General features: G+C 61.8%; 20 protein-coding genes. 13 read left to right on the top strand and 7 right to left on the bottom strand.

The genetic code is table 11. The annotated features are described in order from the left end of the window. The first annotated feature begins 77 nt into the window (after positions 1 to 77). Positions 78 to 1,223 carry a glycerate kinase gene (locus ACW9IB_RS00895; RefSeq protein ID WP_457411849.1) on the top strand — a complete coding sequence of 382 codons (1,146 nt, stop codon included), beginning with the start codon at positions 78 to 80 and terminating at the stop codon, positions 1,221 to 1,223. Positions 1,224 to 1,272: 49 nt separating this feature from the next. Beyond that, positions 1,273 to 1,785, top strand: coding sequence for a GNAT family N-acetyltransferase (locus ACW9IB_RS00900; RefSeq protein ID WP_457411851.1), 513 nt, complete (start codon positions 1,273 to 1,275; stop codon positions 1,783 to 1,785). Here ACW9IB_RS00900 and ACW9IB_RS00905 read toward each other — a convergent pair. Beyond that, entirely contained in the window at positions 1,782 to 2,474 is a 693-nt protein-coding gene (locus tag ACW9IB_RS00905; RefSeq protein ID WP_457411853.1) for an aspartate/glutamate racemase family protein, read from the bottom strand. The genes ACW9IB_RS00900 and ACW9IB_RS00905 overlap by 4 nt on opposite strands. Before the next feature lie 164 nt (positions 2,475 to 2,638). Between ACW9IB_RS00905 and ACW9IB_RS00910 the strand changes: the two genes are divergently transcribed. Then, on the top strand, positions 2,639 to 3,310 hold the full coding sequence (locus ACW9IB_RS00910; protein WP_457411854.1) for a DUF3313 domain-containing protein: 672 nt from the start codon (positions 2,639 to 2,641) through the stop codon (positions 3,308 to 3,310). A gap of 242 nt (positions 3,311 to 3,552) precedes the next feature. Here ACW9IB_RS00910 and ACW9IB_RS00915 read toward each other — a convergent pair whose 3' ends face one another. Then, complete coding sequence (locus ACW9IB_RS00915; RefSeq protein ID WP_457364437.1) at positions 3,553 to 4,953, bottom strand: DUF1254 domain-containing protein; 1,401 nt, start codon at positions 4,951 to 4,953, stop codon at positions 3,553 to 3,555. Positions 4,954 to 5,081: 128 nt separating this feature from the next. Then, positions 5,082 to 5,447, bottom strand: a complete 366-nt coding sequence (locus tag ACW9IB_RS00920) for a response regulator (protein WP_457364438.1) — start codon at positions 5,445 to 5,447, stop codon at positions 5,082 to 5,084. 276 nt (positions 5,448 to 5,723) lie between these two features. Here ACW9IB_RS00920 and ACW9IB_RS00925 point away from each other — a divergent pair, with 276 nt between their 5' ends. The 5 genes from ACW9IB_RS00925 to ACW9IB_RS00945 all read left to right on the top strand — a co-directional run bounded on the left by ACW9IB_RS00925 (position 5,724) and on the right by ACW9IB_RS00945 (position 12,303). Then, positions 5,724 to 9,227: a response regulator gene (locus ACW9IB_RS00925; protein ID WP_457411957.1), complete on the top strand. Its 3,504-nt coding sequence runs from the start codon at positions 5,724 to 5,726 to the stop codon at positions 9,225 to 9,227. After that, entirely contained in the window at positions 9,228 to 10,058 is an 831-nt protein-coding gene (locus tag ACW9IB_RS00930) for a CheR family methyltransferase (RefSeq protein WP_457364439.1), read from the top strand. Then, positions 10,055 to 10,660 (top strand): chemotaxis protein CheB, encoded by a 606-nt coding sequence (locus ACW9IB_RS00935; RefSeq protein WP_457411855.1) that lies wholly within the window; start codon positions 10,055 to 10,057, stop codon positions 10,658 to 10,660. The genes ACW9IB_RS00930 and ACW9IB_RS00935 overlap by 4 nt, the downstream gene beginning before the upstream one ends. Continuing rightward, complete coding sequence (locus tag ACW9IB_RS00940) at positions 10,654 to 11,847, top strand: hybrid sensor histidine kinase/response regulator (protein WP_457411857.1); 1,194 nt, start codon at positions 10,654 to 10,656, stop codon at positions 11,845 to 11,847. The genes ACW9IB_RS00935 and ACW9IB_RS00940 overlap by 7 nt, the downstream gene beginning before the upstream one ends. Positions 11,848 to 11,925: 78 nt before the next feature. Continuing rightward, positions 11,926 to 12,303 carry a response regulator gene (locus ACW9IB_RS00945; protein ID WP_003217591.1) on the top strand — a complete coding sequence of 126 codons (378 nt, stop codon included), beginning with the start codon at positions 11,926 to 11,928 and terminating at the stop codon, positions 12,301 to 12,303. Positions 12,304 to 12,345: 42 nt separating this feature from the next. Here ACW9IB_RS00945 and ACW9IB_RS00950 read toward each other — a convergent pair whose 3' ends face one another. The 4 genes from ACW9IB_RS00950 to ACW9IB_RS00965 form a co-directional block, all read right to left on the bottom strand. After that, complete coding sequence (locus tag ACW9IB_RS00950; RefSeq protein WP_457411858.1) at positions 12,346 to 14,016, bottom strand: ATP-binding protein; 1,671 nt, start codon at positions 14,014 to 14,016, stop codon at positions 12,346 to 12,348. Beyond that, positions 14,013 to 15,515 (bottom strand): ATPase domain-containing protein, encoded by a 1,503-nt coding sequence (locus ACW9IB_RS00955; protein ID WP_457411859.1) that lies wholly within the window; start codon positions 15,513 to 15,515, stop codon positions 14,013 to 14,015. The genes ACW9IB_RS00950 and ACW9IB_RS00955 overlap by 4 nt, the downstream gene beginning before the upstream one ends. 132 nt (positions 15,516 to 15,647) lie before the next feature. After that, complete coding sequence (locus tag ACW9IB_RS00960) at positions 15,648 to 16,706, bottom strand: tetratricopeptide repeat protein (protein WP_457364444.1); 1,059 nt, start codon at positions 16,704 to 16,706, stop codon at positions 15,648 to 15,650. Between the two features lie 76 nt (positions 16,707 to 16,782). After that, complete coding sequence (locus tag ACW9IB_RS00965) at positions 16,783 to 17,676, bottom strand: bestrophin family protein (RefSeq protein WP_457411860.1); 894 nt, start codon at positions 17,674 to 17,676, stop codon at positions 16,783 to 16,785. A 224-nt stretch (positions 17,677 to 17,900) separates the two neighbouring features. On the opposite strand from ACW9IB_RS00965, the gene ACW9IB_RS00970 reads away from it, so the two are divergent. Genes ACW9IB_RS00970 through ACW9IB_RS00990 form a run of 5 tightly spaced genes read left to right on the top strand, consistent with a single transcriptional unit; the run spans position 17,901 to position 23,473 of the window. Continuing rightward, on the top strand, positions 17,901 to 19,550 hold the full coding sequence (locus ACW9IB_RS00970) for an AMP-binding protein (RefSeq protein WP_457411862.1): 1,650 nt from the start codon (positions 17,901 to 17,903) through the stop codon (positions 19,548 to 19,550). Positions 19,551 to 19,571: 21 nt separating this feature from the next. Further along, positions 19,572 to 20,339 carry an SDR family NAD(P)-dependent oxidoreductase gene (locus tag ACW9IB_RS00975; protein WP_457411863.1) on the top strand — a complete coding sequence of 256 codons (768 nt, stop codon included), beginning with the start codon at positions 19,572 to 19,574 and terminating at the stop codon, positions 20,337 to 20,339. 12 nt (positions 20,340 to 20,351) lie between these two features. Continuing rightward, the gene (locus tag ACW9IB_RS00980) at positions 20,352 to 21,536 is read left to right on the top strand and encodes an acetyl-CoA C-acyltransferase (protein ID WP_457411865.1); all 1,185 of its coding nucleotides are present in this window, start codon (positions 20,352 to 20,354) and stop codon (positions 21,534 to 21,536) included. A 24-nt stretch (positions 21,537 to 21,560) separates the two neighbouring features. Beyond that, on the top strand, positions 21,561 to 22,688 hold the full coding sequence (locus ACW9IB_RS00985; protein WP_457411867.1) for an acyl-CoA dehydrogenase: 1,128 nt from the start codon (positions 21,561 to 21,563) through the stop codon (positions 22,686 to 22,688). 11 nt (positions 22,689 to 22,699) lie between these two features. Then, complete coding sequence (locus ACW9IB_RS00990; RefSeq protein ID WP_457411869.1) at positions 22,700 to 23,473, top strand: enoyl-CoA hydratase; 774 nt, start codon at positions 22,700 to 22,702, stop codon at positions 23,471 to 23,473. Positions 23,474 to 23,513 lie beyond the last annotated feature (40 nt).

A 23,513-nucleotide genomic window follows, 5' to 3' on the forward strand; every position in this document is an offset into this window, starting at 1 on the left:
CCACACTTGTGCATCGGACCGGCGTCAGCAGCGGTGCCAACTGGCAGCATGGGCGTTATAAAAACCGGAGAAAGCCCATGAAAATCATCATCGCCCCCGATTCGTTCAAGGACAGCCTGAGCGCTGCAGGCGTCGCCCAGGCCATCGCCGACGGGCTGTCCCAGGTCTGGCCGGATGCACAACTCATCCAGTGCCCGATGGCCGATGGTGGTGAAGGGACGGTGGATGCTGTGCTCGCCGCCTGTAACGGTGAGTTGCGCCGTCAATGGGTACAAGGCCCCTTGGGTGTGACGGTGGAGGCGCGCTGGGGCTGGCTCGCCGACAGTCATACCGCAATCATCGAAATGGCCGAAGCCAGCGGCCTGCAATTGGTGCCACCGGGGCAGCGCGATGCCTGCTCAAGCAGCACCTATGGCACCGGCGAGCTGATCCGCGCGGCCCTCGGCCTCGGTGCGCGGCGCATCATCCTGGCGATTGGCGGCAGTGCCACGAATGATGGCGGCGCGGGTGCGATGCAGGCGCTGGGCGTGCAACTGTTCGACGCCCAGGACCAAGCGTTGCCACCTGGCGGGCTGGCCCTGGCGCGACTGGCGCGCATGAGCCTCAAGCAGCTTGACCCACGCCTTGCCGATGTCCGCTTCGAAATCGCAGCCGACGTCAACAACCCCCTGTGCGGCCCCCACGGCGCTTCGGCGATTTTCGGCCCGCAAAAAGGCGCCAATCCCGACCAGGTGCTACAACTGGATGCTGCCCTTGGCCACTTCGCCGAGCACTGCGCCCGAGTGCTGCCCAGGGACGTACGCGATGAGCCCGGCAGCGGCGCCGCCGGTGGCCTGGGTTTTGCGGCCAAGGCCTTTCTCGGCGCGCAGTTCCGTGCCGGCGTAGAGGTCGTCGCCGAGCTGGTCGGACTGGAATACGCCGTACGCGGCGCCGACCTGGTCATTACCGGTGAAGGGCGTTTCGACGCCCAGACCCTGCGCGGCAAAACCCCGTTTGGCGTGGCCCGTATCGCCCGGCAACACGGCGTTCCGGTCATCGTGATTGCCGGCACCCTGGGCGACGGCTACGAACAGATGTATGCCCACGGCGTCGATGCCGCGTTTGCATTGCCCGCAGGCCCCATGAACCTGGAACAGGCATGCAGCGAGGCGCCGCGATTGCTGCGTGAGCGGGCAGCGGATATCGCGCGGGTGTGGCGGGTGGCTACGTTGCACGGTCGGTAGAGGCGACCCTACACTGGCCGACCCTGTGTCTTTCAACGGATGAAACACAATGCCCACGGCTGAACCCGTTATCGTTATCCAACGTTTTACCGAAGCCCATCTGGAAGGTGTCACCGCGCTTTATAACGAGCCGGCGGTGTGTCGTCAGGTGTTGCAGATGCCGTTCCAGTCGGTCGAGGCATGGCGCAAGCGCCTGGTCCTGGATAACGAGCGGCGCTTGCAACTGGTGGCGTTGCATGAGGGTGGAGTGGTGGGGCAGCTTGGTCTGGAGCAGTATCTGCGTGTGCGCCAGAGCCATGCCGGTTCACTCGGCATGGGTGTGGCCACGGCCTGGCAGGGTAAAGGTGTGGGATCCCGCCTGCTGTCGGCCGCACTGGAGGTGGCCGACAACTGGATGAACCTGCACCGCGTGGAGCTGACGGTATATGCCGATAACGAAGCCGCGCAGCGTCTGTATCGCAAATTCGGCTTCGAGGTCGAAGGTCGCTTGCGCGATTACGCGGTGCGTGACGGCCAGTTCGTCGACACCCTTAGCATGGCGCGCCTGCGCAGCGCTCCTTAATCCTGCAGTGCAAACGCCACCGCTGCCTGCGCATGCAGCTCGGTGGTGTCCAACAGCGGCAGGTCACTGTGCTCGGGCTTGATCAGCAAGCCGATTTCCGTGCAACCCAGGATGATCGCCTGGGCGCCGCGGGCGGTCAGAGACTCGATCACGCGTTGGTAGACCTCGCGTGAGGCGTCGCTGATCACGCCAACGCACAGTTCTTCGTAAATGATCCGGTGCACGGCTTGGCGTTCGTCGGCGTCCGGCACCAGAACATTCAAGCCCTGGGCGGCCAGGCGGGATTTGAGAAAGTCCTGTTCCATGGTGAAGGCGGTGCCCAACAGGCCCACGGTCAAGGTGCCGGCTTGAACGGCTGCGGCGCCGGCAGCATCGGCGATATGCAGGAAGGGGATCGACACCGCGGACTCGATGCGCGGTGCCACCAGATGCATGGTGTTGGTACACAGCACTACGCACTCTGCGCCACCAGCCTCCAGACGGCGGGCGGCGTCTTCGAGGATCAGCGCAGTGTCGTCCCAGCGCCCGGCGTGCTGAGCCTGTTCAACCGGGCCGAAGTCCACGCTGTACATCAACAGTTGCGCCGAGCGCAGCGGGCCGAGCTGGTCGCGTACGCGCTGGTTGATGATGCGGTAATACTCGGCGCTGGACTCCCAGCTCATGCCGCCGATCAGGCCGATGGTGCGCATGCGATGCTCCTGACAAAGAAAGTCGCCTCACCTTACCCATCGGGCTTCGATTAGTCATACGCAGTTGTCGGCGAAATGACCGGTGCAGTTATGCGACAGCGCTATTTCCCCAGATTTCGCTATACCTACAGCTCCATGTTTCGATGATCGTCAGGGAGTTGAAGATGAACACACGGCGAATGATCAGCACACTGTGCCTCGCTGCAATCGGAATGACCGGCTGTGCCAGCCAGATCACCCCACCCGAGGAGTACTCGGGTTTTCTCTCGGATTACAGCCAGCTCAAGGAAGCCAAGTCACCCTCGGGCGCTGAAGTGATGCGCTGGGTCGACCCGCAACTGGACCTGAGCCGCTACCACGCGGTGTACATCGAGCCGACCCAGTTCTACCCCAAGCCGCAGCCCACCGCGAAGATCCCCGACAGCACCCTCAACGGCATCAATACGTACTACAACCAGGCGCTAAAACGTGAACTGGAAAAGTCCCTGCCATTGGCCAACGCACCGGCGCCAGGCGTGATTGTGGTGCGTGCGGCCATCACGGCGGTCAGCAGCAAGACCGAAGCGCTCAAACCCTACGAGTATGTGCCGGTGGCCTTGGTGGTGGCGGCGGTCAGTACCGGCACGGGTATGCGTGACCAGGAAACCACGCTGGGTACCGAGGCGCAATTTCTCGACGGTGCCAGCGGCAAGGTCCTGGCCCAGGTGGTGCGCAAGGGCACCGGCAAGCCACTGTCCAACGAGGCGCAAGTCATGAAGGCAGGGGATGTGAAGGGCGTGATCGATGGCTGGGCGTCGGATTTGCACCAATCCTACGTGAAGCTGGAAAAACATTAGCAGGGGGCAGGTTTTGTCCGGGGCTGGGAGCGCACATGCGGTGCGACAATTCGACAAGCCTGCTCACTACAAAAGCGGATCCACTGTAGTGAGCGGGCTTGTCCCGCGCTGGGCCGCGAAGCGGCCCCAATAAGGCCGTCGCGTTTATCCAGCCAGTTCGTGGTTTCAGGTTTCAGGGGCGCTGCGCACCCCGGCGCAGGACAAACCTGCTCACCACAAAAAACGCGTGGTGGGCAGGGGAGTTACTTGAGCGGAACCAGCGGCGGCAGTTTCCACTGACCGTTGACGGCCTCGGGCTTGGGCAGGTAGATGCGCAACACCGCGTAGAAAGGACCGGTGGGCGCCGGCAGCCAGTTGCTCTGCTCATCCTTGGGTGGCTCATGGTGTTGCAGGGCCAGGGTCAGGCCACCGTCGGCATCGCGCTTCAAGGTCGACAGCATGTGCGAGTTGATCTCGTAGCGCTTCTTGTGGTTCGACACCAACAGTTTGGTCTTGGCGTCGTACATGGTCAGCGCCCAGAATGCGTCGGCCGGGGGCAGTTGGTCCTTGGCAAACCGTACGATGTAGCTGTGGCGTGCACCGTTGGCGGGCTTGCCTTCGCTGTCCAGGGTGTAGCGCAGGGCGATCGACTCATCGGCCGAGTTGCCGAAGATGTTCTGGATGGCACCGGCGTAGCGGTACAGGTAGTTGTTTTTCAGGCGGTCGCGGCTACCGAACAGCTCGCTGTTGGCGACGGCATGGGTGTCGAGCTTGTCTTTCTTGAACGCGGCGTATTCGGCGCGCGCGTCGGAAATGCCGTCATCCAGCGCCTTGCGTTGTTCGGCGGTCAGTTGATTGACCTTGAATGGCGCGCCGGGGGCGATGCCGATTTTGGCGAAACGGGCCAGCAGGTCTTTTTCGCTGTCCTGGGGCGCGGCGAACGTCAGCATGAAGTTCAGGTAGCGAAACAATTGCGGGCCTTCGGTCATGGTCGCCGTCGGCTTGGGCCATTCGATCTTCGGCACACTGGCGGGGGCGGCCTGCTTCACGTAGTTGCTCAGCGACTGCACCTTGTAGCCATTCTGGATCTGCTTGACCTTGTTCAAGTCCTTTTCGTCGAACAACTGCGTGCGGTAAAGCGCCACGGCGATGTTGCTCTCGCTGTAGACCACGCGGTCCACGTCCACCGGCTGCTGCCCCTTCCAGCCGGGACCGGCGATCATGTAGTGGCCACCGTTGTTGCCGGTACTACGGGTGCCCAGGTACGCGAAGTTCTGCGTATAGAGGTCCATCAGTTGCACGGAGTAGTAGCGGTTGTCTTCGATCCTGGGCAGGGTCAGTACCAACGGCTCGCGGCGCAGGTCCATCCACACGAAGGAGTAGGGCGTGTCCGGGTTCGGCGTGGCGAACGCGGTGTCCTTGGGGGTGAACACCTGGGCGGTATTGCCAATGTGGTTGAACGATGCCTTGAAATTGACACCACCCTTGTCAACAGCCTGGGTGTAAAGCGTCTTGTACATTTCCACCACCGGATAGCCATACAGGTAGGCTTCCTTGGCAATGGCGCGCGCTTCGTCGGGAGTTGCCGAGAAGTCGGCCCAGGCACCGGTGCTCATGACTATCGAGAGGCTCGCCAACAGCAGGCGCGTCGGTTTTCCAATCATGGGGTTGCGTCCTTCCAGAGATCTTTTCAAAGGCGGGGGGATCAAAGCGCCGAGTTTCGCGTTTTATTCGCCTGACGTCACGTTAATCCCGGCGGGTAGCGTGACGTGGGCGGACGGATTCGGCTGGATCAGACGCTCGGCAGCATCGCCTTGACCTTGTCGCGCAACTGATCGATGGAAAAAGGCTTGCCGATCATCTGCATGCCGCTTGGCAGGTCGATAGTCTCGGCGTAGCCGCTGGCAAACAGGATGGGCAGGGCGGGGCGCAGTGCGCGAACCTTGTTTGCCAGGTCTTTGCCATCCATGTCAGGCAGGCCGACGTCGGTCATCATCAGGTCGATAACCTGATCCGGGGCATTGACGATCGTGAGGGCCTCTTTGGCATCGGCGGCCTCAAGCACCTGAAACTCCAGTTCTTCAAGTACATCGACGATCAGCATGCGTACGATAGCGTCATCTTCGACTACAAGGATGGTGGAGGCAGCGGCGGACATAAGTAGGGTTCCCGAGAAGTGGAGGTGCAGGTCTTGATCGAATACAGACCATCCTCTAATGAGTCATGACAATCTCGGCAAGTTCCCGGCTTGGGGATGGCATTGTGAAGGCATTCGCCGGGAATGTCTCGCTTGAGCCGTTCAAACCGGTCTGGGCCCGCGCTTTGATTCGAATGAATCAGTAGGCATTTGCGCCAAGTTGTCGCGTAAACATAGCCCTGGCCATCGACTTTGGGGCAAACTCCCGGTTTTTCCGTACCAGGCCAAGGCATGCCCATGACTCCCGTGTCGTCCATCGATGAAAAGAGCTTTCGTACGCTGCTGAGCCGCAACGTGGCGCTGCCACTGAGTGTGGGCGTGCTCAGCGCGGTGTTTTTCGTCTGCCTGATCACCTACCTGCTGACCGTGATCAAGTGGGTCGAGCACACCGACCGGGTGATCAATAACCTGAACGAGTCCTCCAAACTGACGGTGGACCTGGAAACCGGCCTGCGTGGCTTCCTGATCACTGGCGACGAGCATTTCCTCGACCCCTATGAAGTGGCCAAGCCGCGCATCATCGCCGACTTGCGCAACTTGCAGGAGCTCGTATCGGACAACCCGCAGCAAGTAGACCGTCTCAAGCGCCTGGAAGCCATGCAGGTGGAGTGGAATACCTACGCTCAGTCGATGATTGACTTGCAGCGCTCCAGTGGCGACTACCGTGGCGCCGTCAAGGCGGGTCGGGGCAAGCGGCTGACCGATGAGATCCGCAGGGAGTACGACGATGCGGTGGCGATGGAGCAACAGTTCCGTATCGCGCGCAATGACGATGTGACCCGCACTACCGTTATCAGCGTGACCCTCTACCTGGCGTTCGTATTGGGCCTGAGCGGCTTTCTGGCGTATATCGGTCGAAAAAATTTACTATCTCTTTCAGAGAGTTACAGTGCAAGCCTCGCGTCACAACAGAGGACTGCCCAACGCCTTCAACAGCAAGCCTGGCTGCGCAACGGCCAGACCGAACTGGCGGAGCAGGTGCTGGGTCAACTGACCCTGAACCTGCTGGGGCGCAATATCCTGCAGTTCTTCGCCCAATACATGGGCTCGGCGGTCGCTGCGCTGTACGTGCGCGAAGAGCACGGCGGCCTCAAGCGCGTGGCCACTTACGGATTCTCCCGTGAACAGGAACAACTGGAACAATCGATCTACAGCGATGAGGGTATCGTCGGCCAGGCCGCCCAGCTCGATCGCCTGATTCGTCTGGATGATGTGCCGGTGGACTATTTCAAGGTCAGCTCGGGCCTGGGCGAGGGCACCCCCCGCAGCGTGCTGGTGATGCCGACCAGCGATGATGACCGCGTCAATGGCGTGGTCGAGCTGGGTTTCCTGCGTCCGCTGGAAGAGCGCGACGTCGAACTGCTGGAGCTGATTGCCGGCAACATCGGCACCTCCATCGAAGCGGCGCGCTATCGCCAGCGTCTGCAAGAGGTCTTGGCCGAGACCCAGCAGCTCAATGAAGAGCTGCAAGTGCAGCAGGAAGAACTCAAGACCGCCAACGAAGAGCTGGAAGAGCAGTCACGCATCCTCAAGGAGTCCCAGGCTCACCTGGAAACCCAACAAGCCGAGCTTGAGCAGACCAACGAGCAACTGGCTGAACAGACCCAGACCCTGGCCGAGCAGCGCGACGCCATGGACCGCAAGAACGTCGAACTCAACGAAGCGCAGCGGGAGCTGGAAGACCGTGCCGAGGAGTTGCAGCGCTCCAGCAAGTACAAGTCCGAATTCCTCGCCAACATGTCCCACGAGCTGCGCACACCGCTGAACAGCTCGCTGATCCTGGCCAAACTGCTGGCCGAGAACCCCCAGGAAAACCTCAGCGCTGAACAGGTCAAGTTTGCCGAGTCGATTTATTCGGCGGGCAATGACTTGCTCAACCTGATCAACGACATCCTGGATATCTCCAAGGTGGAAGCCGGCAAACTGGAAATGCGCCCGGAGACCTCCAGCGTGTTGCGCCTGGTGGACGGTTTGCGCGGCATGTTCGAACCCCTGGCGGCTGACCGCAAGCTCGGTTTCAAGGTGGAAGTGCAGGACGGTACGCCGGACATGCTGTTCACCGACCGCCAACGCCTGGAGCAGATCCTCAAGAACCTGCTGTCCAACGCGGTCAAGTTCACCGAGCAGGGTGAAGTCAGCCTGTCGGTGTCCCGTGCACCGGGCGAAGGCATTGCGTTCAGCGTGCGCGATTCGGGGATCGGTATTGCCCCGGACCAACAGGAAAGCATCTTCGAAGCCTTCCGCCAGGCTGACGGCACCACCAATCGACGCTATGGCGGCACCGGCCTGGGCCTGTCGATTTCCCGTGATCTGGCCACGCTTCTGGGCGGCTATATCAGCGTGAGCAGCGAGCCGGGCAAGGGCAGCATTTTCACCCTGGTACTGCCGGAGCAGTATGTGGAACGCGAGCAGGACATCGCCTCGGTCGAGGCGCCGCGTCAAGTGGTGGTCGCGCCCGTGCCGGCACCGACGCCGATCAAGGTGTCACCGATGCCGGTGGCCGACGCCCAGTTGATTCCGCGCTTCGCCGATGACCGTGACAAGGCGCCTTTCTCCAGCCGCTGCATCCTGGTGGTGGAAGACGAGCCTAACTTCGCCCGCATCCTGTTCGACCTGGCCCACGAACTGGGTTATCACTGCCTGGTGGCCCATGGTGCGGACGAAGGCTACAGCCTGGCCGAAGAATACGTGCCCGACGCCATCCTGCTGGACATGCGCCTGCCGGATCATTCCGGCCTGACCGTGTTGCAGCGGCTCAAGGAGCATGCCAACACCCGCCATATCCCGGTGCATGTGATTTCCGTGGAAGACCGCGTCGAAGCCGCCATGCACATGGGCGCCGTGGGTTATGCGGTAAAACCCACCACCCGTGAAGAGCTCAAGGACGTGTTCGCACGCCTGGAAGCCAAACTGACCCAGAAGGTCAAGCGCGTGCTGCTGGTGGAAGATGACGATTTGCAGCGCGACAGCATTGCCCGCCTGATCGGCGACGATGACATCGAAATCACCGACGTCGGCTATGCCCAGGCCGCCCTGGACCTGCTGCGCACCAATATCTACGACTGCATGATCATCGACCTCAAGCTGCCGGACATGCTCGGCAATGAGCTGCTCAAGCGCATGTCCACCGAAGATATCTGCTCGTTCCCGCCGGTGATCGTCTACACCGGGCGCAACCTGACCCGTGATGAAGAGGCCGATCTGCGCAAGTATTCACGCTCGATCATCATCAAGGGCGCGCGCTCGCCGGAGCGGTTGCTGGACGAAGTCACACTGTTTCTGCACAAAGTCGAATCCCAGCTGTCCCATGATCGCCAGAAGATGCTCAAGACCGCACGCAGCCGCGACAAGGTCTTCGAGGGGCGCAAGATCCTGCTGGTGGACGACGATGTGCGCAATATCTTCGCCCTGACCAGTGCCCTGGAGCACAAAGGCGCCGTGGTGGTGATCGGGCGTAACGGCCGCGAAGCCATCGACAAACTCAATGAAGTCGACGATATCGACCTGGTGTTGATGGACGTGATGATGCCGGAGATGGACGGCTACGAGGCCACTGCCTTGATCCGCCAGGACCCGCGCTGGAAAAAACTGCCGATCATCGCCGTGACGGCCAAGGCCATGAAGGACGATCAGGAGCGCTGCCTGGCGGCGGGTTCCAACGATTACCTGGCCAAGCCGATCGATCTGGATCGTCTGTTTTCACTGATCCGCGTCTGGCTGCCAAAGATGGAACGCATTTAAGTGGAGCGAAGTTTTTTGGAAAAAAGCAGCGATATCGAGCTGCGCCTGTTGATCGAGGCGATTTACCTCAAGTACAGCTACGACTTTCGCGACTACTCCGGCGCGTCGGTCAAGCGCCGCGTGGCCCACGCCCTGCGCCAGTTCGACTGCGCCACCATTTCCGCGTTGCAGGAGCGGGTGCTGCATGATCCGGCGGCGTTCATGCAATTGCTGCAGTTTCTGACGATTCCGGTGAGCGAGATGTTTCGCGACCCCTCGCACTTTCTCGCGATCCGCCAGGAAGTGGTGCCGCTGCTCAAGACCTACCCCTCGATCAAGATCTGGATCGCCGGTTGCAGCACGGGGGAGGAGGTGTACTCCATGGCCATTCTGCTGCGCGAGGAAGGCTTGCTGGAGCGTACGATCATTTACGCCACGGATATCAACCCGGCGTCCCTGGAGAAAGCCAAGCAGGGGATTTTTTCCCTGGAGAACGTGCGAGCCTACACCGCGAACTACCAGCAGGCGGGCGGGCAACGTTCATTTGCCGACTACTACACCGCGGCATACGATTACGCGATCTTCGACAAGAGCCTGCGCGAGAATGTCACCTTTGCCGATCACAGCCTGGCGACCGATAGCGTATTCTCCGAAACACAATTGATTTCATGCCGCAACGTACTGATTTATTTCAATAAAAAGTTGCAGGATCGGGCGTTTGGCCTGTTTCATGAATCTTTGTGCCATCGCGGCTTCCTGGTGCTGGGCAGCAAGGAAACCCTGGACTTTTCAGCCTACGGCAAACAGTTCGAACCCTTGGTCAAGCAGGAACGGATCTACCGAAAATCATGAATGCAACGGCGGCCACCCCGGTATCGGTTCCGGGTATAGAAGCAATCGTGATCGGTGCCTCCGCAGGCGGCGTCGAGGCATTGCTGACTGTGTTCGGGCAACTGCGCGAAGGCTTCGGTTTGCCGATCGTCACCGTATTGCACTTGCCGGACGAACGCCGCAGCCAGTTGGCAGAAGTGTTTGGCCGCCGTGTGGCGATGCCCGTGGTCGAAGCACGGGACAAGGAACTGATCCAGCCCGGCACCCTGTATTTCGCCGGCCCCGGTTATCACTTGTCGGTGGAGCATGATCGTAGCCTGTCGTTGAGCCAGGAAGATCGCGTGCACCATTCAAGGCCTGCCATCGATTTCCTCTTTGAGTCTGCCGCCGACACCTACGGCAAGAGCCTGCTGGCCATTCTGCTGACGGGCGCCAACCACGACGGCGCGCGAGGCCTGGCCCACGTCAAACAACAAGGCGGAACCACTGTCGTGCAGGACCCCGCTGAAGCACGCGTTGCCGTTATGCCCCTTGCGGCTCTGGCCCTGCACACCCCCGACCATATTCTTCCGCTGAGCCGCATTGGCTCGCTGCTGGCTTCCCTGGAATCCTCCCCATGCTAAGTCCCATCCAGGCCAAATTGCTGATCGTCGACGATCTGCCGGAAAACCTGCTGGCCCTCGAAGCGCTGATCAAGCGCGAGGATCGCCAGGTGTTCAAGGCATTGAGCGCCGACGAGGCCTTGTCACTGTTGCTGGAGCACGAGTTCGCCATGGCGATTCTCGACGTGCAGATGCCCGGCATGAACGGTTTCGAGCTGGCCGAATTGATGCGCGGTACCGAGAAAACCAAAAACATTCCGATTGTGTTTGTCAGCGCCGCTGGCCGTGAACTCAATTACGCCTTCAAGGGCTATGAGAGCGGCGCCGTGGACTTCCTGCACAAACCGCTGGATATCCACGCGGTGAAAAGCAAGGTCAACGTATTCGTCGACCTGTATCGCCAGAGCAAGGCCATGAAGCAGCAGGTCGAAGCCCTGGAGCGCAGCCGGCGTGAACAGGAGCTGTTACTGACGCGCCTGCAGGCCACCCAGGCCGAATTGGAGCAGGCGGTGCGCATGCGCGACGACTTCATGTCGATCGTCGCCCACGAAGTGCGAACGCCGCTCAACGGGCTGATCCTGGAGACCCAGTTGCGCAAGATGCACCTGGCGCGAGACAACGCCGCTGCGTTCACCCTGGACAAGATGCATGCCATGGTCGACCGCGATGAACGTCAGATCCAGAGTCTGATCCGTCTGATCGAAGACATGCTCGACGTGTCGCGCATCCGCACCGGCAAATTGTCGATTCGCCCGGCTCGGTTCGACCTGGCGCAATTGGTCAGTAACCTGGTGGAGAACTTTGCCCCGCAAGTGGCGGCGGCGGAATCGTCCATGCACCTGGTGGCCGAAGGCCCTGTGGAAGGTCATTGGGATGAGTTCCGCATTGAACAGGTGATTACCAATCTGCTGACCAACGCCTTGCGCTATGGCGCCAAGAGCCCGGTGGACGTGCGGGTGTATGCCGAACACGGCGAGGCTCGGGTGGAGGTGCGTGACCGCGGCATCGGCATCAGCGAAGAGAACCAGAAACGTATTTTCCAGCAGTTCGAGCGTGTGTCCGCCAGCCATGTGGCGGCGGGGCTGGGCCTGGGCCTGTTCATTTCCGAGCAGATCGTCGTGGCCCATGGCGGCACCATCGAAGTCGAAAGCCGGATCGGCGAGGGTGCGTTGTTTCGCATGTGCCTGCCGCTTGACGCCTCGGCATGAAATCAATCGTCGGCGCAACGCAACCTCTGCGTGACCCCATGGTCGTAATTGCAGCTATTGACCGGACAAAGGCTTCCCATGAGTGAAGATGCACAAGATGTCGTTCTCATCGTCGAGGACGACGAATCCATTATGTTTGTGCTGGGTGAATACCTGGCGGGCCTGGGCTATCGGGTGTTGAAGGCGATCGACGGGGAGCAGGCCTTCGAAATTCTCGCGACCAAGCCGCACCTGGACCTGATGGTCACGGACTACCGTCTGCCAGGTGGCATTTCCGGGGTACAGATTGCCGAGCCTGCGATCAAGCTGCGTCCGGAACTGAAGGTGATCTTCATCAGCGGTTACCCGCAGGAGATTCTCGACTGCAACAGCCCGATCACGCGCAACGCACCGATCCTGGCCAAACCGTTCGACCTGGATACGTTGCAGGAGCACATTCAGCGTTTGCTGGCCTGACCCCCCCCCGCAGGGCTGCGCCGCAGCCCTGAGCGGCTCCAGTCAGTTCCGGATCATCTCCCGAACCTTGGCCGTCAGCAGGTCGAAGGTGAACGGTTTGGTGATCAACTGCATGCCCGGGTCGAGGAACCCGCCTCGCACCGCCGCATGCTCGGCATAGCCCGTGATAAACAGCACCTTGAGGTCGGGACGAATCTGCCGGCCGATTTCGGCCAACTGGCGGCCGTTCATGCCCGGCAGCCCGACATCACTGATCAACAGGTCGATGCGCTGGTCGGATTCGATGATCGGCACCGCCGTATCGGCGTCACCGGCCTCGACAAAACCATATCCCAGCTCCTTGAGTACGGCGCTGACCAGCACCCGCACCGCCGGATCATCCTCGACGATCAGCACGGTCTCGCCGGCATTGGCGAACGGCAACAGCGCCGGATTCACGGCTTCTTCTGCTGCGACTTCACCCATGAAGCGCGGCAGGAACAGGCTGACCGTGGTGCCCTTGTCGACTTCGCTGTGAATCGTCACATGACCATGGGACTGGCGGGCAAAGCCGTAGATCATCGACAGACCCAGGCCGGTGCCCTGACCGATCGGCTTGGTGGTGAAGAAGGGGTCGAACACGCGGCTGATCACGCCCTCCGGGATACCGCAGCCGGTGTCGCTGACGCTCAGTTCCACGTAGTCACCGGGCTTCAGGCTGCCATAGGCCGCCGTGAATACGCTGTCGAGGTGGCGATTGGTGGTTTCCACCACCAGCTTGCCGCCGTTGGGCATGGCGTCCCGGGCGTTGATTACCAGGTTGAGCAGGGCGCTTTCCAGTTGGTTGGGATCCGCTTCGGCGATCCACAGTTGACCGTCCAGGCGCATATCCAGGGCGATGCTTTCATTGATGCTGCGTTGCAGCAACTCGCCCATGGAGGTCACCAGATGGTTGAGCTCCACGGGCTTGGAGTCCAGGGACTGACGGCGTGAAAACGCCAGCAGACGGTGGGTGAGGCCGGCAGCACGGTTGGCCGAGGTTACGCCCAGGTCGATCAGGCTGTCGATGTCGTCCAGCCTGCCCCGGGCAACGCGCCTGCGCAGCAGTTCCAGGCTGCCGATGATGCCGGTGAGCATGTTGTTGAAGTCATGGGCGATGCCGCCGGTCAATTGGCCGACCGCTTCCATTTTCTGCGACTGGCGCAGCGCATCTTCGTTGTGACGCAGCTGCGCGGTGCGTTCTTCCACCTGTTGCTCGAGGGTTTCCAGGGTGCTTTGCAGGCGCTGCTCGCTCTGGCTCAAGTCCACCAGGCGGTCACGGGCCTCATACTGACGGCGCCGCCCGCGCAGAGCCGCGCTCACCAGGCTGATCAGAGTGACGGGGTGAAAAGGCCGCTCCAGAAACGTGACATTACCCAGCAGACCACTCAGGTGCGACGAGCCGTTCTGCTCGCTGCCGCCATGATGGGTCATCAAGACAATGGGCAAATCAGACCAGGCCGGTTGCTGGTGCAGTTGCTCCAGCAGCGGCTCAAGATCGACGCCGTGCAACGCTTCCGCTGCGATGATCAGCAATCCTGCGCCTTGTTCCAACGCCTCGCACATTGTTACCAGGCTGTCGGCGACGATGCCGTGGTAGCCGGCTTCGTTGAGCATCATCAACGCCAGGGTACTGTCACGCCCCAGCGGGGCGAGAACAATTGCGCGTTCGGAAACGGGAGGCAAGTTGCTCACTGAGCATTGTCCTTGAGCAGTGGAGCGGCGGCGCCCATGTAGTTGGGAACGCCGCGCAGCACGCCCTGGAACGCGTCCAGAGGCTCACCGATGGTCATGCCCTGAGCGCCGATGCGGTATTCGCGAATCGTCGACTCATGGCTGCCGGTGCGTTTCTTGATGATCGAGATGGCGCGACGCACCTTGCCCAGGGCTTCGAAGTAACGCAGCAGGATGACTGTGTCGGCCAGGTACGTAATGTCCACCGGGGCCTGCATATCGCCCACCAGACCATGCTGGGCAACGGTCATGAAGGTCGCCGCACCGCGCCGGTTGAGGTACAGCAGCAGTTCGTGCATGTGCAGGATCAGCGCGTTCTCTTCCGGCATCGCGGCTTGATAACCGTTGACGCTGTCGATCACCACCGTCTTGATGCCGCGCTCATCGACGCAGCGTCGTACGCGGTGGGAAAACTCGCCGGGGGACAATTCGGCGGCGTCGACTTGCTCGATCAGCAGGTTGCCGGTGGCTTGCAGAGCCTGCAGATCGATGCCCATGTGTTTCATGCGCTCGAACAACAGCCCCAGTTCTTCATCGAAAATGAACAAGGCAGCCTTTTCGCCTCGGGCGACGGCGGCGGTAGCGAATATCATCGAAATCAGCGACTTGCCGGTACCTGCCGGGCCGAGGATCAGGCTGCTGGAGCCGGTTTCTATACCTCCACCCAGCAAGGCATCGAGCTCGCGAATGCTACTGGTGAGGGTTTCGCGTACATAGCCACTGCGGTGTTCGGCCGCCACCAGACGAGGGAAGACGTGCACGCCGTCCTGCATGATGGTGAAGTCATGGAAACCGCCACGGTACTTCTGACCACGGTACTTGACTACGCGAACCCGGCGGCGTTCGGCGCCATAGTTGGGCGTCAGTTCCTCCAGGCGAATCACGCCATGGGCCACACTGTGCACGGTTTTGTCGAGGGCTTCGGTGGTGAGGTCGTCCAGCAGCAGCACAGTGGCGTCGTAGCGCACGAAATAATGCTTGATCGCCAGGATCTGCCGACGATAACGCAGTGAGCTTTGTGCCAGCAGCCGAATTTCAGACAGGCTGTCGATGACCACCCGGGTCGGCTTTACCCGCTCGACCACTTCGAAAATCTGTCGGGTGGCTTCCCCCAGCTCCAGGTCGGAGGAATACAACAGACTCTGCTGATGCTCGGCATTCAGCAGGTTTTCCGGTGGGGTCAGCTCGAATATTTCGATGTTGTCATCCAGCTCCCACCCATGGGAACCGGCGCCCTGGCGCAGTTCGCGCTCGGTTTCCGACAGGGTGATGTACAGCGAGCGTTCACCGTTTTGCGCACCGGCCCGCAGAAAATGCAGGGCCACGGTGGTTTTACCGGTACCGGGTTCACCCTCCAGTAAGAACAGATGGCTGCGTGCCAGCCCTCCGGCCAGAATGTCGTCAAGACCTTCGATCCCGGTGGCCGCCTTTTCACTCAACAGCGCGTTGGATGTAGACAAGGACTGCCCTCATGTCATGTACAAGTAGAGGTGCGCGCCGCTCTGGGTGCGCCATATTCACTTGACCGTAACGGTTTGTGGCGGTTCCACGCTTTTACGGGGCGCGGTGGGATTTGCAACTTTTTGGAGTGGCTACAGGCCTTGCTGCAAGGCCGGGTCATCCGGGTTCTGCTGTTCGAGTTGTGCCAACAGCACCTGCACGTTCTGCAACTGGCCGGATTCCTTCCAGTAATTGACCAGCAGCACCCGCGCCTTGCGATTGGCCGGGTGACGTTGAAGGATGTCTTCCAGTTGGCGCTGAGCGGCTTCCAGCTCCTGTTGCGCGTGCAAGGTGGTGGCGAGGTCGTAGCGGTAATCCTGGTTATCCGGCTCCAGCTCCACCGCTTTCGACAACCCCAACAGTGCATACGGGCGCTCGCCATGGTGCAACAGCCACAGGCCCAGGGCGTGTTGCAGATAGGCCGAATCCGGGTGTGCCGCCAACTGCCGGGCCAGTAATTGGCGCGATTCGTCGGTCTTGCCTTGTTTATCCAGCAACTCGATCTGCGCCACCACCGCCTGCAGGTTGTCCGGTTGCAGGCGTACGGCTTGCTCCAGTGCATGTTGCGCATCGGGCAACAGCGCGCTGTGAATGTACAAACGCGCGAGCTGAATCCAGCCCTCGGCGGTTTCGGGCTGCCCCTTGAGCTTCTTCACGAATTCGTCGAGCACCTGCTGCAACGGCCCGAAATAAAGACCCAGGGTGTCCGGGGAGAGACCCAGCAGCGCGTTGGCAGCGGCGAAGCGTACGTCTTGTTCGGGGTCATCCAGCACCGGACCGAGCAGCAGGGTGCGCTGGCCGGTGGGCACCAGGCCGACGATGCTGTGGATCGCCGCTTCACGCACCAGCGGCGCGTCATTGGCCAGGTCTTTGTCGGCCAGTTTCAACGCCTGAGGGCTCGGGTAATTGGGCAGTTCGGCGTGCAGGGCCGCGCGGCGCTCGGGCGACAGGTCCGGGCGTCCCAGTTGCTGGTACAGCACGCGGGCGGCGCCAGGCTCGCCGTTGTGCGCCTGTCTCAGCGCCTTGGCGTAGCCATGGGCAATCGCCGGCGGCACGGCGACCGGTGTGGAGCGGGAGAAATACCAGGTGATCAGCACGATAAACAGCAGGGCGCACAGGCCGACGATGGAGTAACGGCGTGACTTTGACATGCAGGCGTCCGAGAGCGAAGGAGGCTAGTACAAAGCCATCAGCTTCGGTCAGACCACCGCGAGTGTCAAACCCGCCTCAGGTCAGCACGTACTCCAGCGGTTCCAGGACAGGCGGCAAATCGCTTTCACCAAGGGCCGCCAGCACGTCCCGCTCCAGGGTACGCAGGAGGGCGTTGCACGGCAGATCGTTTTCGTCGAAACCGAACGGGTCTTCCAGGTCATCGCCGATTTCATCAAGGCCAAAGAAGGTGTAACTGACGATGGCGGTGAACACCGGCGTCAACCAGCCCAAGGGCTCGGCCATGGCGAACGGCAGCAAAATGCAGAAGAGGTAGATGGTGCGGTGCAGCAGCAGGGTGTAAGGGAAGGGCAGCGGTGTGTGCTTGATGCGCTCGCATGACGCCTGCACCTGGCTCAGACTGACCAACCGGGTCTCCAGCTGGGTGTAACGCCACTCGCTGATCACACCTTGTTCGGCCAGCGCGGAAAAACGCCCGCCCACCTGTTGCAGCACCTGATCCGGCACATTCGGATGGCCGGCCGCCAGCCCAATCCAGGGTTGCACCGCCTGGCGTTCATCCTCGAGCCGCAAGCGCGCGATCAAACCATGGGCAAACCCGCACAAACCGCGCAACAGATATGCGCGCTCTGCCTTGTCGGCCAGCATCTGGGTCTCGCGGATCAGCGAACGCACCTCGATGATCATCTGCCCCAACTGCTTGCGCCCCTCCCACCAGCGGTCGTAGCAGGCATTGTTGCGAAAGCTCATGAAGATCGACAGCGACAAGCCCAGCAAGGTGAACGGCGTGGCATTGACCTTGGAAAAATACGCCGGGTGCCAGGTTTCCACCAACACGATCACCGACGCCAGCAAGGTCACCAGCAGGCTGCGCAGGGCAATACGCTTGGCAATCGAGCCCTTGAGGGAAAACAGGATGCCCAGGAGGTTGGGTTTGGGACGAACGATCATCAGGAAGCTTCTTCGGTGGCGCAGGCCAACAGGTTAGAAGCTGGCTGGCAGGGCGTCCAATCGCTTGGGCCGACCGACTCATCAGCGAGGTCTATGATCAAGGGCGGCATTGGCCAAACCAGTCAGCCACGTTGAAGGCTTTGACCATTGCCGCTCCGGTGCTCTGGAGCGACTATTTCCACGGTTTGCGTCCTGAAAATAAAAATACAGAAGGATTTGAAACGATGCGCGATTACTTGGCTGCCTCCACCGGGTTTGATTACCAGCACACCGTCAATGCGGCACTGTCCGGCACCTTGCAGGGGTTGAACGCCTGCGTGGAGTGTTGCGACCGCCACGCGCTGCCCGGGCGTATCGCGCTGTTTTGGGAGGGCAAGGACGGGCGCAGTGCCACTTCGACCTTTACCGATTTGCAGGACCAGGCCGCGCGTTTTGCCAACTTTCTGCTGGCCCAGGGCGTCAAGCGCGGTGACCGTGTGGCGGGCCTGCTGCCGCGTACTGCCGAATTGCTGGTGGTGGTATTCGCCACCTGGCGCATCGGCGCGGTCTATCAGCCGTTGTTTACCGCGTTCGGGCCCAAGGCCATCGAGCACCGTTTGAGCAGTTCGGGGGCTGCGCTGGTGGTCACCGATGCGGTCAATCGCCCCAAGCTGGTCGAAGTGGAAGGCTGCCCGACCATCGTCACGGTCGGCGGCGCTCGCGGTGAAGGCATTGTGCGGGGCGATTTCAGTTTCTGGGCTGAGCTGCCCAACCATTCCAACGTGTGCGAGCCCGTGCTGCTCGGTGCGGATGATCCGTTCCTGCTGATGTTCACCTCGGGCACCACCGGGCCCTCGAAGGCGTTGTCGGTGCCGCTCAAGGCCATCGTCGCATTTCAGAGCTACACCCGCGACGCAGTGGACCTGCGCCCCGACGACGCATTCTGGAACGTTGCCGACCCGGGCTGGGCCTATGGCATCTACTTCGGTGTGACCGGGCCGTTGTCCATGGGCCACCCGATCACCTTCTACGACGGCCCGTTCACCCTGGAAAGCACCTGCCGGGTGATCAACAAATATGGCATCACCAACCTGACTGGTTCCCCCACGGCGTATCGCTTGCTGATCGCCGGTGGCGAGCAGTTCGCCCGCGCGATCAAGGGCCGGTTGCGCATCGTCAGCAGCGCCGGCGAGCCGCTCAACCCGGAAGTGATCCGCTGGTTCGCCGACCACCTGGGCGTGACCATCCACGACCACTACGGCCAGACCGAACTGGGCATGGTGCTGTGCAACCACCATGGCCTGGAGCATCCGGTGCATGTGGGGTCGGCGGGTTTTGCCTCGCCGGGGCATCGCATCGTGGTGCTGGACGAGGACTGTCAGGAACTGCCCGCCGGCCGGCCGGGCATTCTGGCAATCGACCGCGAACAATCGCCAATGTGCTGGTTCGCCGGCTATGACGGCGTGAAGACCAAGGCCTTCGTCGGCAAGTATTACCTCAGCGGCGACACGGTGGAGCTGAACCCCGACGGCAGCATCAGCTTCGTGGGGCGCAGTGACGACGTGATCACCACCTCCGGCTACCGGGTCGGCCCGTTCGATGTGGAAAGTGCGTTGATCGAACACCCCGCCGTGATCGAAGCCGCTGTGGTCGGCAAACCCGACCCGGAGCGCACCGAACTGGTCAAGGCCTTCGTGGTGCTCGGCGAGCAGTACCGCGCCAATCCGGAACTGGCCGAGGAGCTGCGCCAGCACGTGCGCAAGCGTCTGGCCGCCCATGCCTACCCACGGGAAATCGAATTTGTCAGCGACTTGCCCAAGACCCCGAGCGGCAAGTTGCAACGCTTCATTTTGCGTAACCAGGAAATCGCGAAGGCCCAGGCGGCCGTTGCGTGACCCACTTTTAAGGAAACGATGATGCAGATTGAAAACAAGGTATTCCTGGTCAGCGGCGGCGCTTCGGGCCTCGGCGCGGCCACGGCCGAGATGCTCGTCGCCGCTGGCGCCAAGGTAATGCTGGTCGACCTGAACGCCGACGCCGTCGCCGCCAAGGCCAGGCAGTTGGGTGACAACGCGCGCAGCGCCGTGGCGGACATCAGCCAGGAAGCCGCCGCCGAAGCCGCCGTGCAGGCGGCCGTCGCCGCGTTTGGCGGTTTGCATGGCCTGGTCAACTGCGCCGGTGTGGTGCGCGGCGAGAAAATCCTCGGCAAAAACGGCCCCCATGGCCTGGCCAGCTTTGCCCAGGTGATCAACGTCAACCTGATCGGCAGCTTCAACCTGCTGCGCCTGGCCGCCGCCGCCATCGCTGAAACCGACGCGAACGCCGATGGCGAACGCGGGGTGATCATCAACACTGCATCGGTCGCCGCGTTTGACGGGCAGATCGGCCAGGCCGCGTATTCGGCCTCCAAGGGCGCGATTGCCAGCCTGACCTTACCCGCTGCCCGTGAGCTTGCGCGCTTCGGCATTCGGGTGATGACCATCGCCCCCGGCATTTTCGAAACGCCGATGATGGCCGGCATGACCCCGGAAGTGCGCGATTCCCTGGCCGCTGGCGTACCGTTCCCGCCACGCCTGGGCAAACCCGACGAATACGCCGCTCTGGTGCGACACATCATTGAAAACAGCATGCTCAATGGCGAGGTGATCCGTCTCGACGGTGCCTTGCGCATGGCAGCCAAGTAAGGAGACAGCGTCATGAACGATCCCATCGTTATTGTCAGCGCCGTGCGCACGCCCATGGGCGGGTTCCAGGGCGACCTCAAGAGCCTTACCGCCCCGCAACTGGGCTCTGCCGCCATACGTGCGGCGGTCGAGCGCGCCGGTATCGCACCGGATGCCGTGGATGAAGTGCTGTTCGGTTGTGTGCTGCCGGCCGGGCTCGGACAGGCCCCGGCACGCCAGGCGGCGCTCGGTGCCGGGCTGGACAAGGCCACCCGTTGCACCACCCTCAACAAAATGTGCGGCTCGGGCATGGAGGCCGCAATCCTGGCCCACGATGCGCTGGTGGCGGGCAGTGTCGATGTGGCGATTGCCGGCGGCATGGAAAGCATGTCCAACGCGCCCTACCTGCTGGACCGTGCCCGCAGCGGTTACCGCATGGGCCATGGCAAGGTACTCGACCACATGTTCCTCGACGGCCTGGAAGACGCCTACGAAAAAGGCCGTCTGATGGGCACCTTCGCCGAAGACTGCGCCATGCACAATGGCTTCAGCCGCGAGGCCCAGGACGCGTTTGCCATTGCCTCCCTGACCCGCGCCCAGGAAGCCATCACCCACGGCAGCTTCGCCGCCGAAATCGTGCCGGTACAGGTCACCGTCGGCAAAGAGCAGAAAACCATCCTGCATGACGAGCAGCCACCCAAGGCCAAGCTGGACAAGATCACCAGCCTCAAACCGGCGTTCCGCGAAGGCGGCACCGTCACGGCGGCCAACTCCAGCTCGATCTCCGACGGCGCGGCGGCGTTGCTGCTGATGCGTCAGTCCGAAGCGCAGCAGCGCGGCCTGAAACCCTTGGCGGTGATTCACGGGCACGCGGCCTTTGCCGATGAGCCGGGGCTGTTCCCGGTGGCACCGGTTGGCGCAATTCGCAAGCTGATGAGCAAGACCGGCTGGAATCTGGGCGAAGTTGACTTGTTCGAGATCAACGAAGCCTTTGCGGTGGTCAGCCTGGTGACCATGAGCAAGCTGGAAATCCCCCATGCCAAGGTCAATGTTCACGGCGGTGCCTGTGCGCTGGGCCATCCGATCGGTGCTTCCGGCGCGCGGATCCTGGTCACGCTGCTGTCAGCCCTGCGCCAAAAAGGCCTCAAACGTGGGGTAGCCGCCATTTGCATCGGCGGCGGCGAAGCCACGGCCATGGCCGTCGAATGCCTGTATTAAGGCTTTTTATCTCAGAGGCAGCCCATGCTCCCCAATGAAGAACAGCTGCAAATCCGCGAGGCGGCCGGGCAATTTGCCCAGGAACGCCTGAAACCCTTCGCCGCCGAGTGGGACCGTCAACACCGCTTCCCCAGGGAGGCCATCGGTGAAATGGCCGAACTGGGCTTTTTCGGCATGTTGGTGCCGGAACAGTGGGGCGGTTGCGACACCGGCTACCTGGCCTATGCCATGGCCCTGGAGGAAATCGCCGCCGGTGACGGCGCCTGCTCGACCATCATGAGCGTGCACAACTCGGTGGGCTGCGTGCCGATCCTCAAGTTCGGCACCGATCAGCAAAAGGCACAGTTCCTTACCCCCCTGGCCAGCGGCGCGATGCTCGGAGCATTTGCCCTGACCGAGCCCCAGGCCGGTTCCGATGCCAGCAGCCTGAAAACCCGCGCACGCCTGGACGGTGATCACTACGTGCTCAACGGTTGCAAGCAGTTCATCACCTCCGGGCAGAATGCCGGGGTGGTGATTGTGTTCGCCGTCACTGACCCGACAGCGGGCAAGCGCGGGATCAGCGCGTTTATCGTGCCCACCGACTCGCCGGGCTACAGCGTGGCAAGGGTCGAAGACAAGCTGGGGCAGCATGCCTCCGACACGTGTCAGATTCTGTTCGAGGACGTGAAGGTACCCGTGGCCAACCGACTGGGCGAGGAGGGCGAAGGCTACAAGATCGCCCTGGCCAACCTCGAAGGCGGTCGCGTGGGGATTGCCGCGCAATCGGTGGGCATGGCCCGGGCCGCCTTCGAAGCCGCGCGGGATTACGCCCGGGAGCGCGAAAGCTTCGGCAAGCCGTTGATCGAACACCAGGCCGTGGCGTTTCGCCTGGCGGACATGGCCACCCAGATCGCCGTGGCGCGACAGATGGTGCATTACGCCGCCACCCTGCGTGACAGCGGCCAGCCAGCGCTGGTAGAGGCGTCCATGGCCAAGCTGTTCGCCTCGGAAATGGCCGAAAAGGTCTGTTCGGCCGCCTTGCAAACCCTGGGCGGTTACGGTTATCTCGCCGACTTTCCCCTGGAGCGGATCTACCGCGATGTGCGGGTCTGCCAGATCTACGAAGGCACCAGCGATATTCAACGCATGGTCATCTCACGCAATCTCTAAGGAGCCGCTACATGAGTTACGCAACGATTTTGCTCGAAGTCCAAGACCGCGTCGGGTTGATCACCCTGAACCGCCCGCAGGCGCTGAACGCCTTGAACGCGCAATTGGTCAGCGAGTTGAACCAGGCGCTGGACAGCCTGGAAGCCAACCCCGAGATCGGTTGCATCGTGCTGACCGGCTCGAAAAAAGCCTTTGCCGCCGGCGCCGACATCAAGGAAATGGCCGAGCTGACCTACCCGCAGATCTACCTCGACGACCTGTTCAGCGACAGCGACCGCGTGGCCAACCGCCGCAAGCCGATCATCGCGGCAGTCAACGGTTTTGCCTTGGGCGGCGGCTGCGAGCTGGCCTTGATGTGCGACTTCATCCTGGCGGGCGACGGCGCCAAGTTCGGCCAGCCGGAAATCAACCTCGGCGTGCTGCCGGGCATGGGCGGCACCCAGCGTCTGACCCGCGCGGTGGGCAAGGCCAAGGCCATGGAAATGTGCCTGACCGGGCGTTTCATCGATGCAGTAGAGGCAGAGCGTTGCGGGATCGTGGCGCGTATCGTCCCGGCCGATGAGTTGCTGGAGGAAGCGCTGAAGGTCGCCACGCTGATCGCGGGCAAGTCGGTGCCGATCAGCATGATGGTCAAGGAAAGCGTGAACCGCGCGTTTGAAGTGAGCCTGTCGGAAGGCGTGCGCTTCGAACGCCGCGTGTTCCATGCGGCGTTCGCCACGCTGGATCAGAAGGAAGGCATGGCGGCGTTCGTGGCCAAACGCGCACCAGCGTTCAAGGACAAATAACCGGCTGGATCGATCGTTCCCACGCCGAGCGTGGGAACGC

The sequence above is a fragment of the Pseudomonas sp. SDO524_S393 genome, from assembly GCF_054071875.1.

Bases quoted from the DNA above. Each gene is read 5' to 3' on its own strand.
- ACW9IB_RS00895 (WP_457411849.1), top strand. From the start codon at position 78: ATGAAAATCATCATCGCCCCCGATTCGTTCAAGGACAGCCTGAGCGCT.
- ACW9IB_RS00900 (WP_457411851.1), top strand. From the start codon at position 1,273: ATGCCCACGGCTGAACCCGTTATCGTTATCCAACGTTTTACCGAAGCC.
- ACW9IB_RS00905 (WP_457411853.1), bottom strand. From the start codon at position 2,474: ATGCGCACCATCGGCCTGATCGGCGGCATGAGCTGGGAGTCCAGCGCC.
- ACW9IB_RS00910 (WP_457411854.1), top strand. From the start codon at position 2,639: ATGAACACACGGCGAATGATCAGCACACTGTGCCTCGCTGCAATCGGA.
- ACW9IB_RS00915 (WP_457364437.1), bottom strand. From the start codon at position 4,953: ATGATTGGAAAACCGACGCGCCTGCTGTTGGCGAGCCTCTCGATAGTC.
- ACW9IB_RS00920 (WP_457364438.1), bottom strand. From the start codon at position 5,447: ATGTCCGCCGCTGCCTCCACCATCCTTGTAGTCGAAGATGACGCTATC.
- ACW9IB_RS00925 (WP_457411957.1), top strand. From the start codon at position 5,724: ATGACTCCCGTGTCGTCCATCGATGAAAAGAGCTTTCGTACGCTGCTG.
- ACW9IB_RS00935 (WP_457411855.1), top strand. From the start codon at position 10,055: ATGAATGCAACGGCGGCCACCCCGGTATCGGTTCCGGGTATAGAAGCA.
- ACW9IB_RS00940 (WP_457411857.1), top strand. From the start codon at position 10,654: ATGCTAAGTCCCATCCAGGCCAAATTGCTGATCGTCGACGATCTGCCG.
- ACW9IB_RS00945 (WP_003217591.1), top strand. From the start codon at position 11,926: ATGAGTGAAGATGCACAAGATGTCGTTCTCATCGTCGAGGACGACGAA.
- ACW9IB_RS00960 (WP_457364444.1), bottom strand. From the start codon at position 16,706: ATGTCAAAGTCACGCCGTTACTCCATCGTCGGCCTGTGCGCCCTGCTG.
- ACW9IB_RS00965 (WP_457411860.1), bottom strand. From the start codon at position 17,676: ATGATCGTTCGTCCCAAACCCAACCTCCTGGGCATCCTGTTTTCCCTC.
- ACW9IB_RS00970 (WP_457411862.1), top strand. From the start codon at position 17,901: ATGCGCGATTACTTGGCTGCCTCCACCGGGTTTGATTACCAGCACACC.
- ACW9IB_RS00975 (WP_457411863.1), top strand. From the start codon at position 19,572: ATGCAGATTGAAAACAAGGTATTCCTGGTCAGCGGCGGCGCTTCGGGC.
- ACW9IB_RS00980 (WP_457411865.1), top strand. From the start codon at position 20,352: ATGAACGATCCCATCGTTATTGTCAGCGCCGTGCGCACGCCCATGGGC.
- ACW9IB_RS00985 (WP_457411867.1), top strand. From the start codon at position 21,561: ATGCTCCCCAATGAAGAACAGCTGCAAATCCGCGAGGCGGCCGGGCAA.
- ACW9IB_RS00990 (WP_457411869.1), top strand. From the start codon at position 22,700: ATGAGTTACGCAACGATTTTGCTCGAAGTCCAAGACCGCGTCGGGTTG.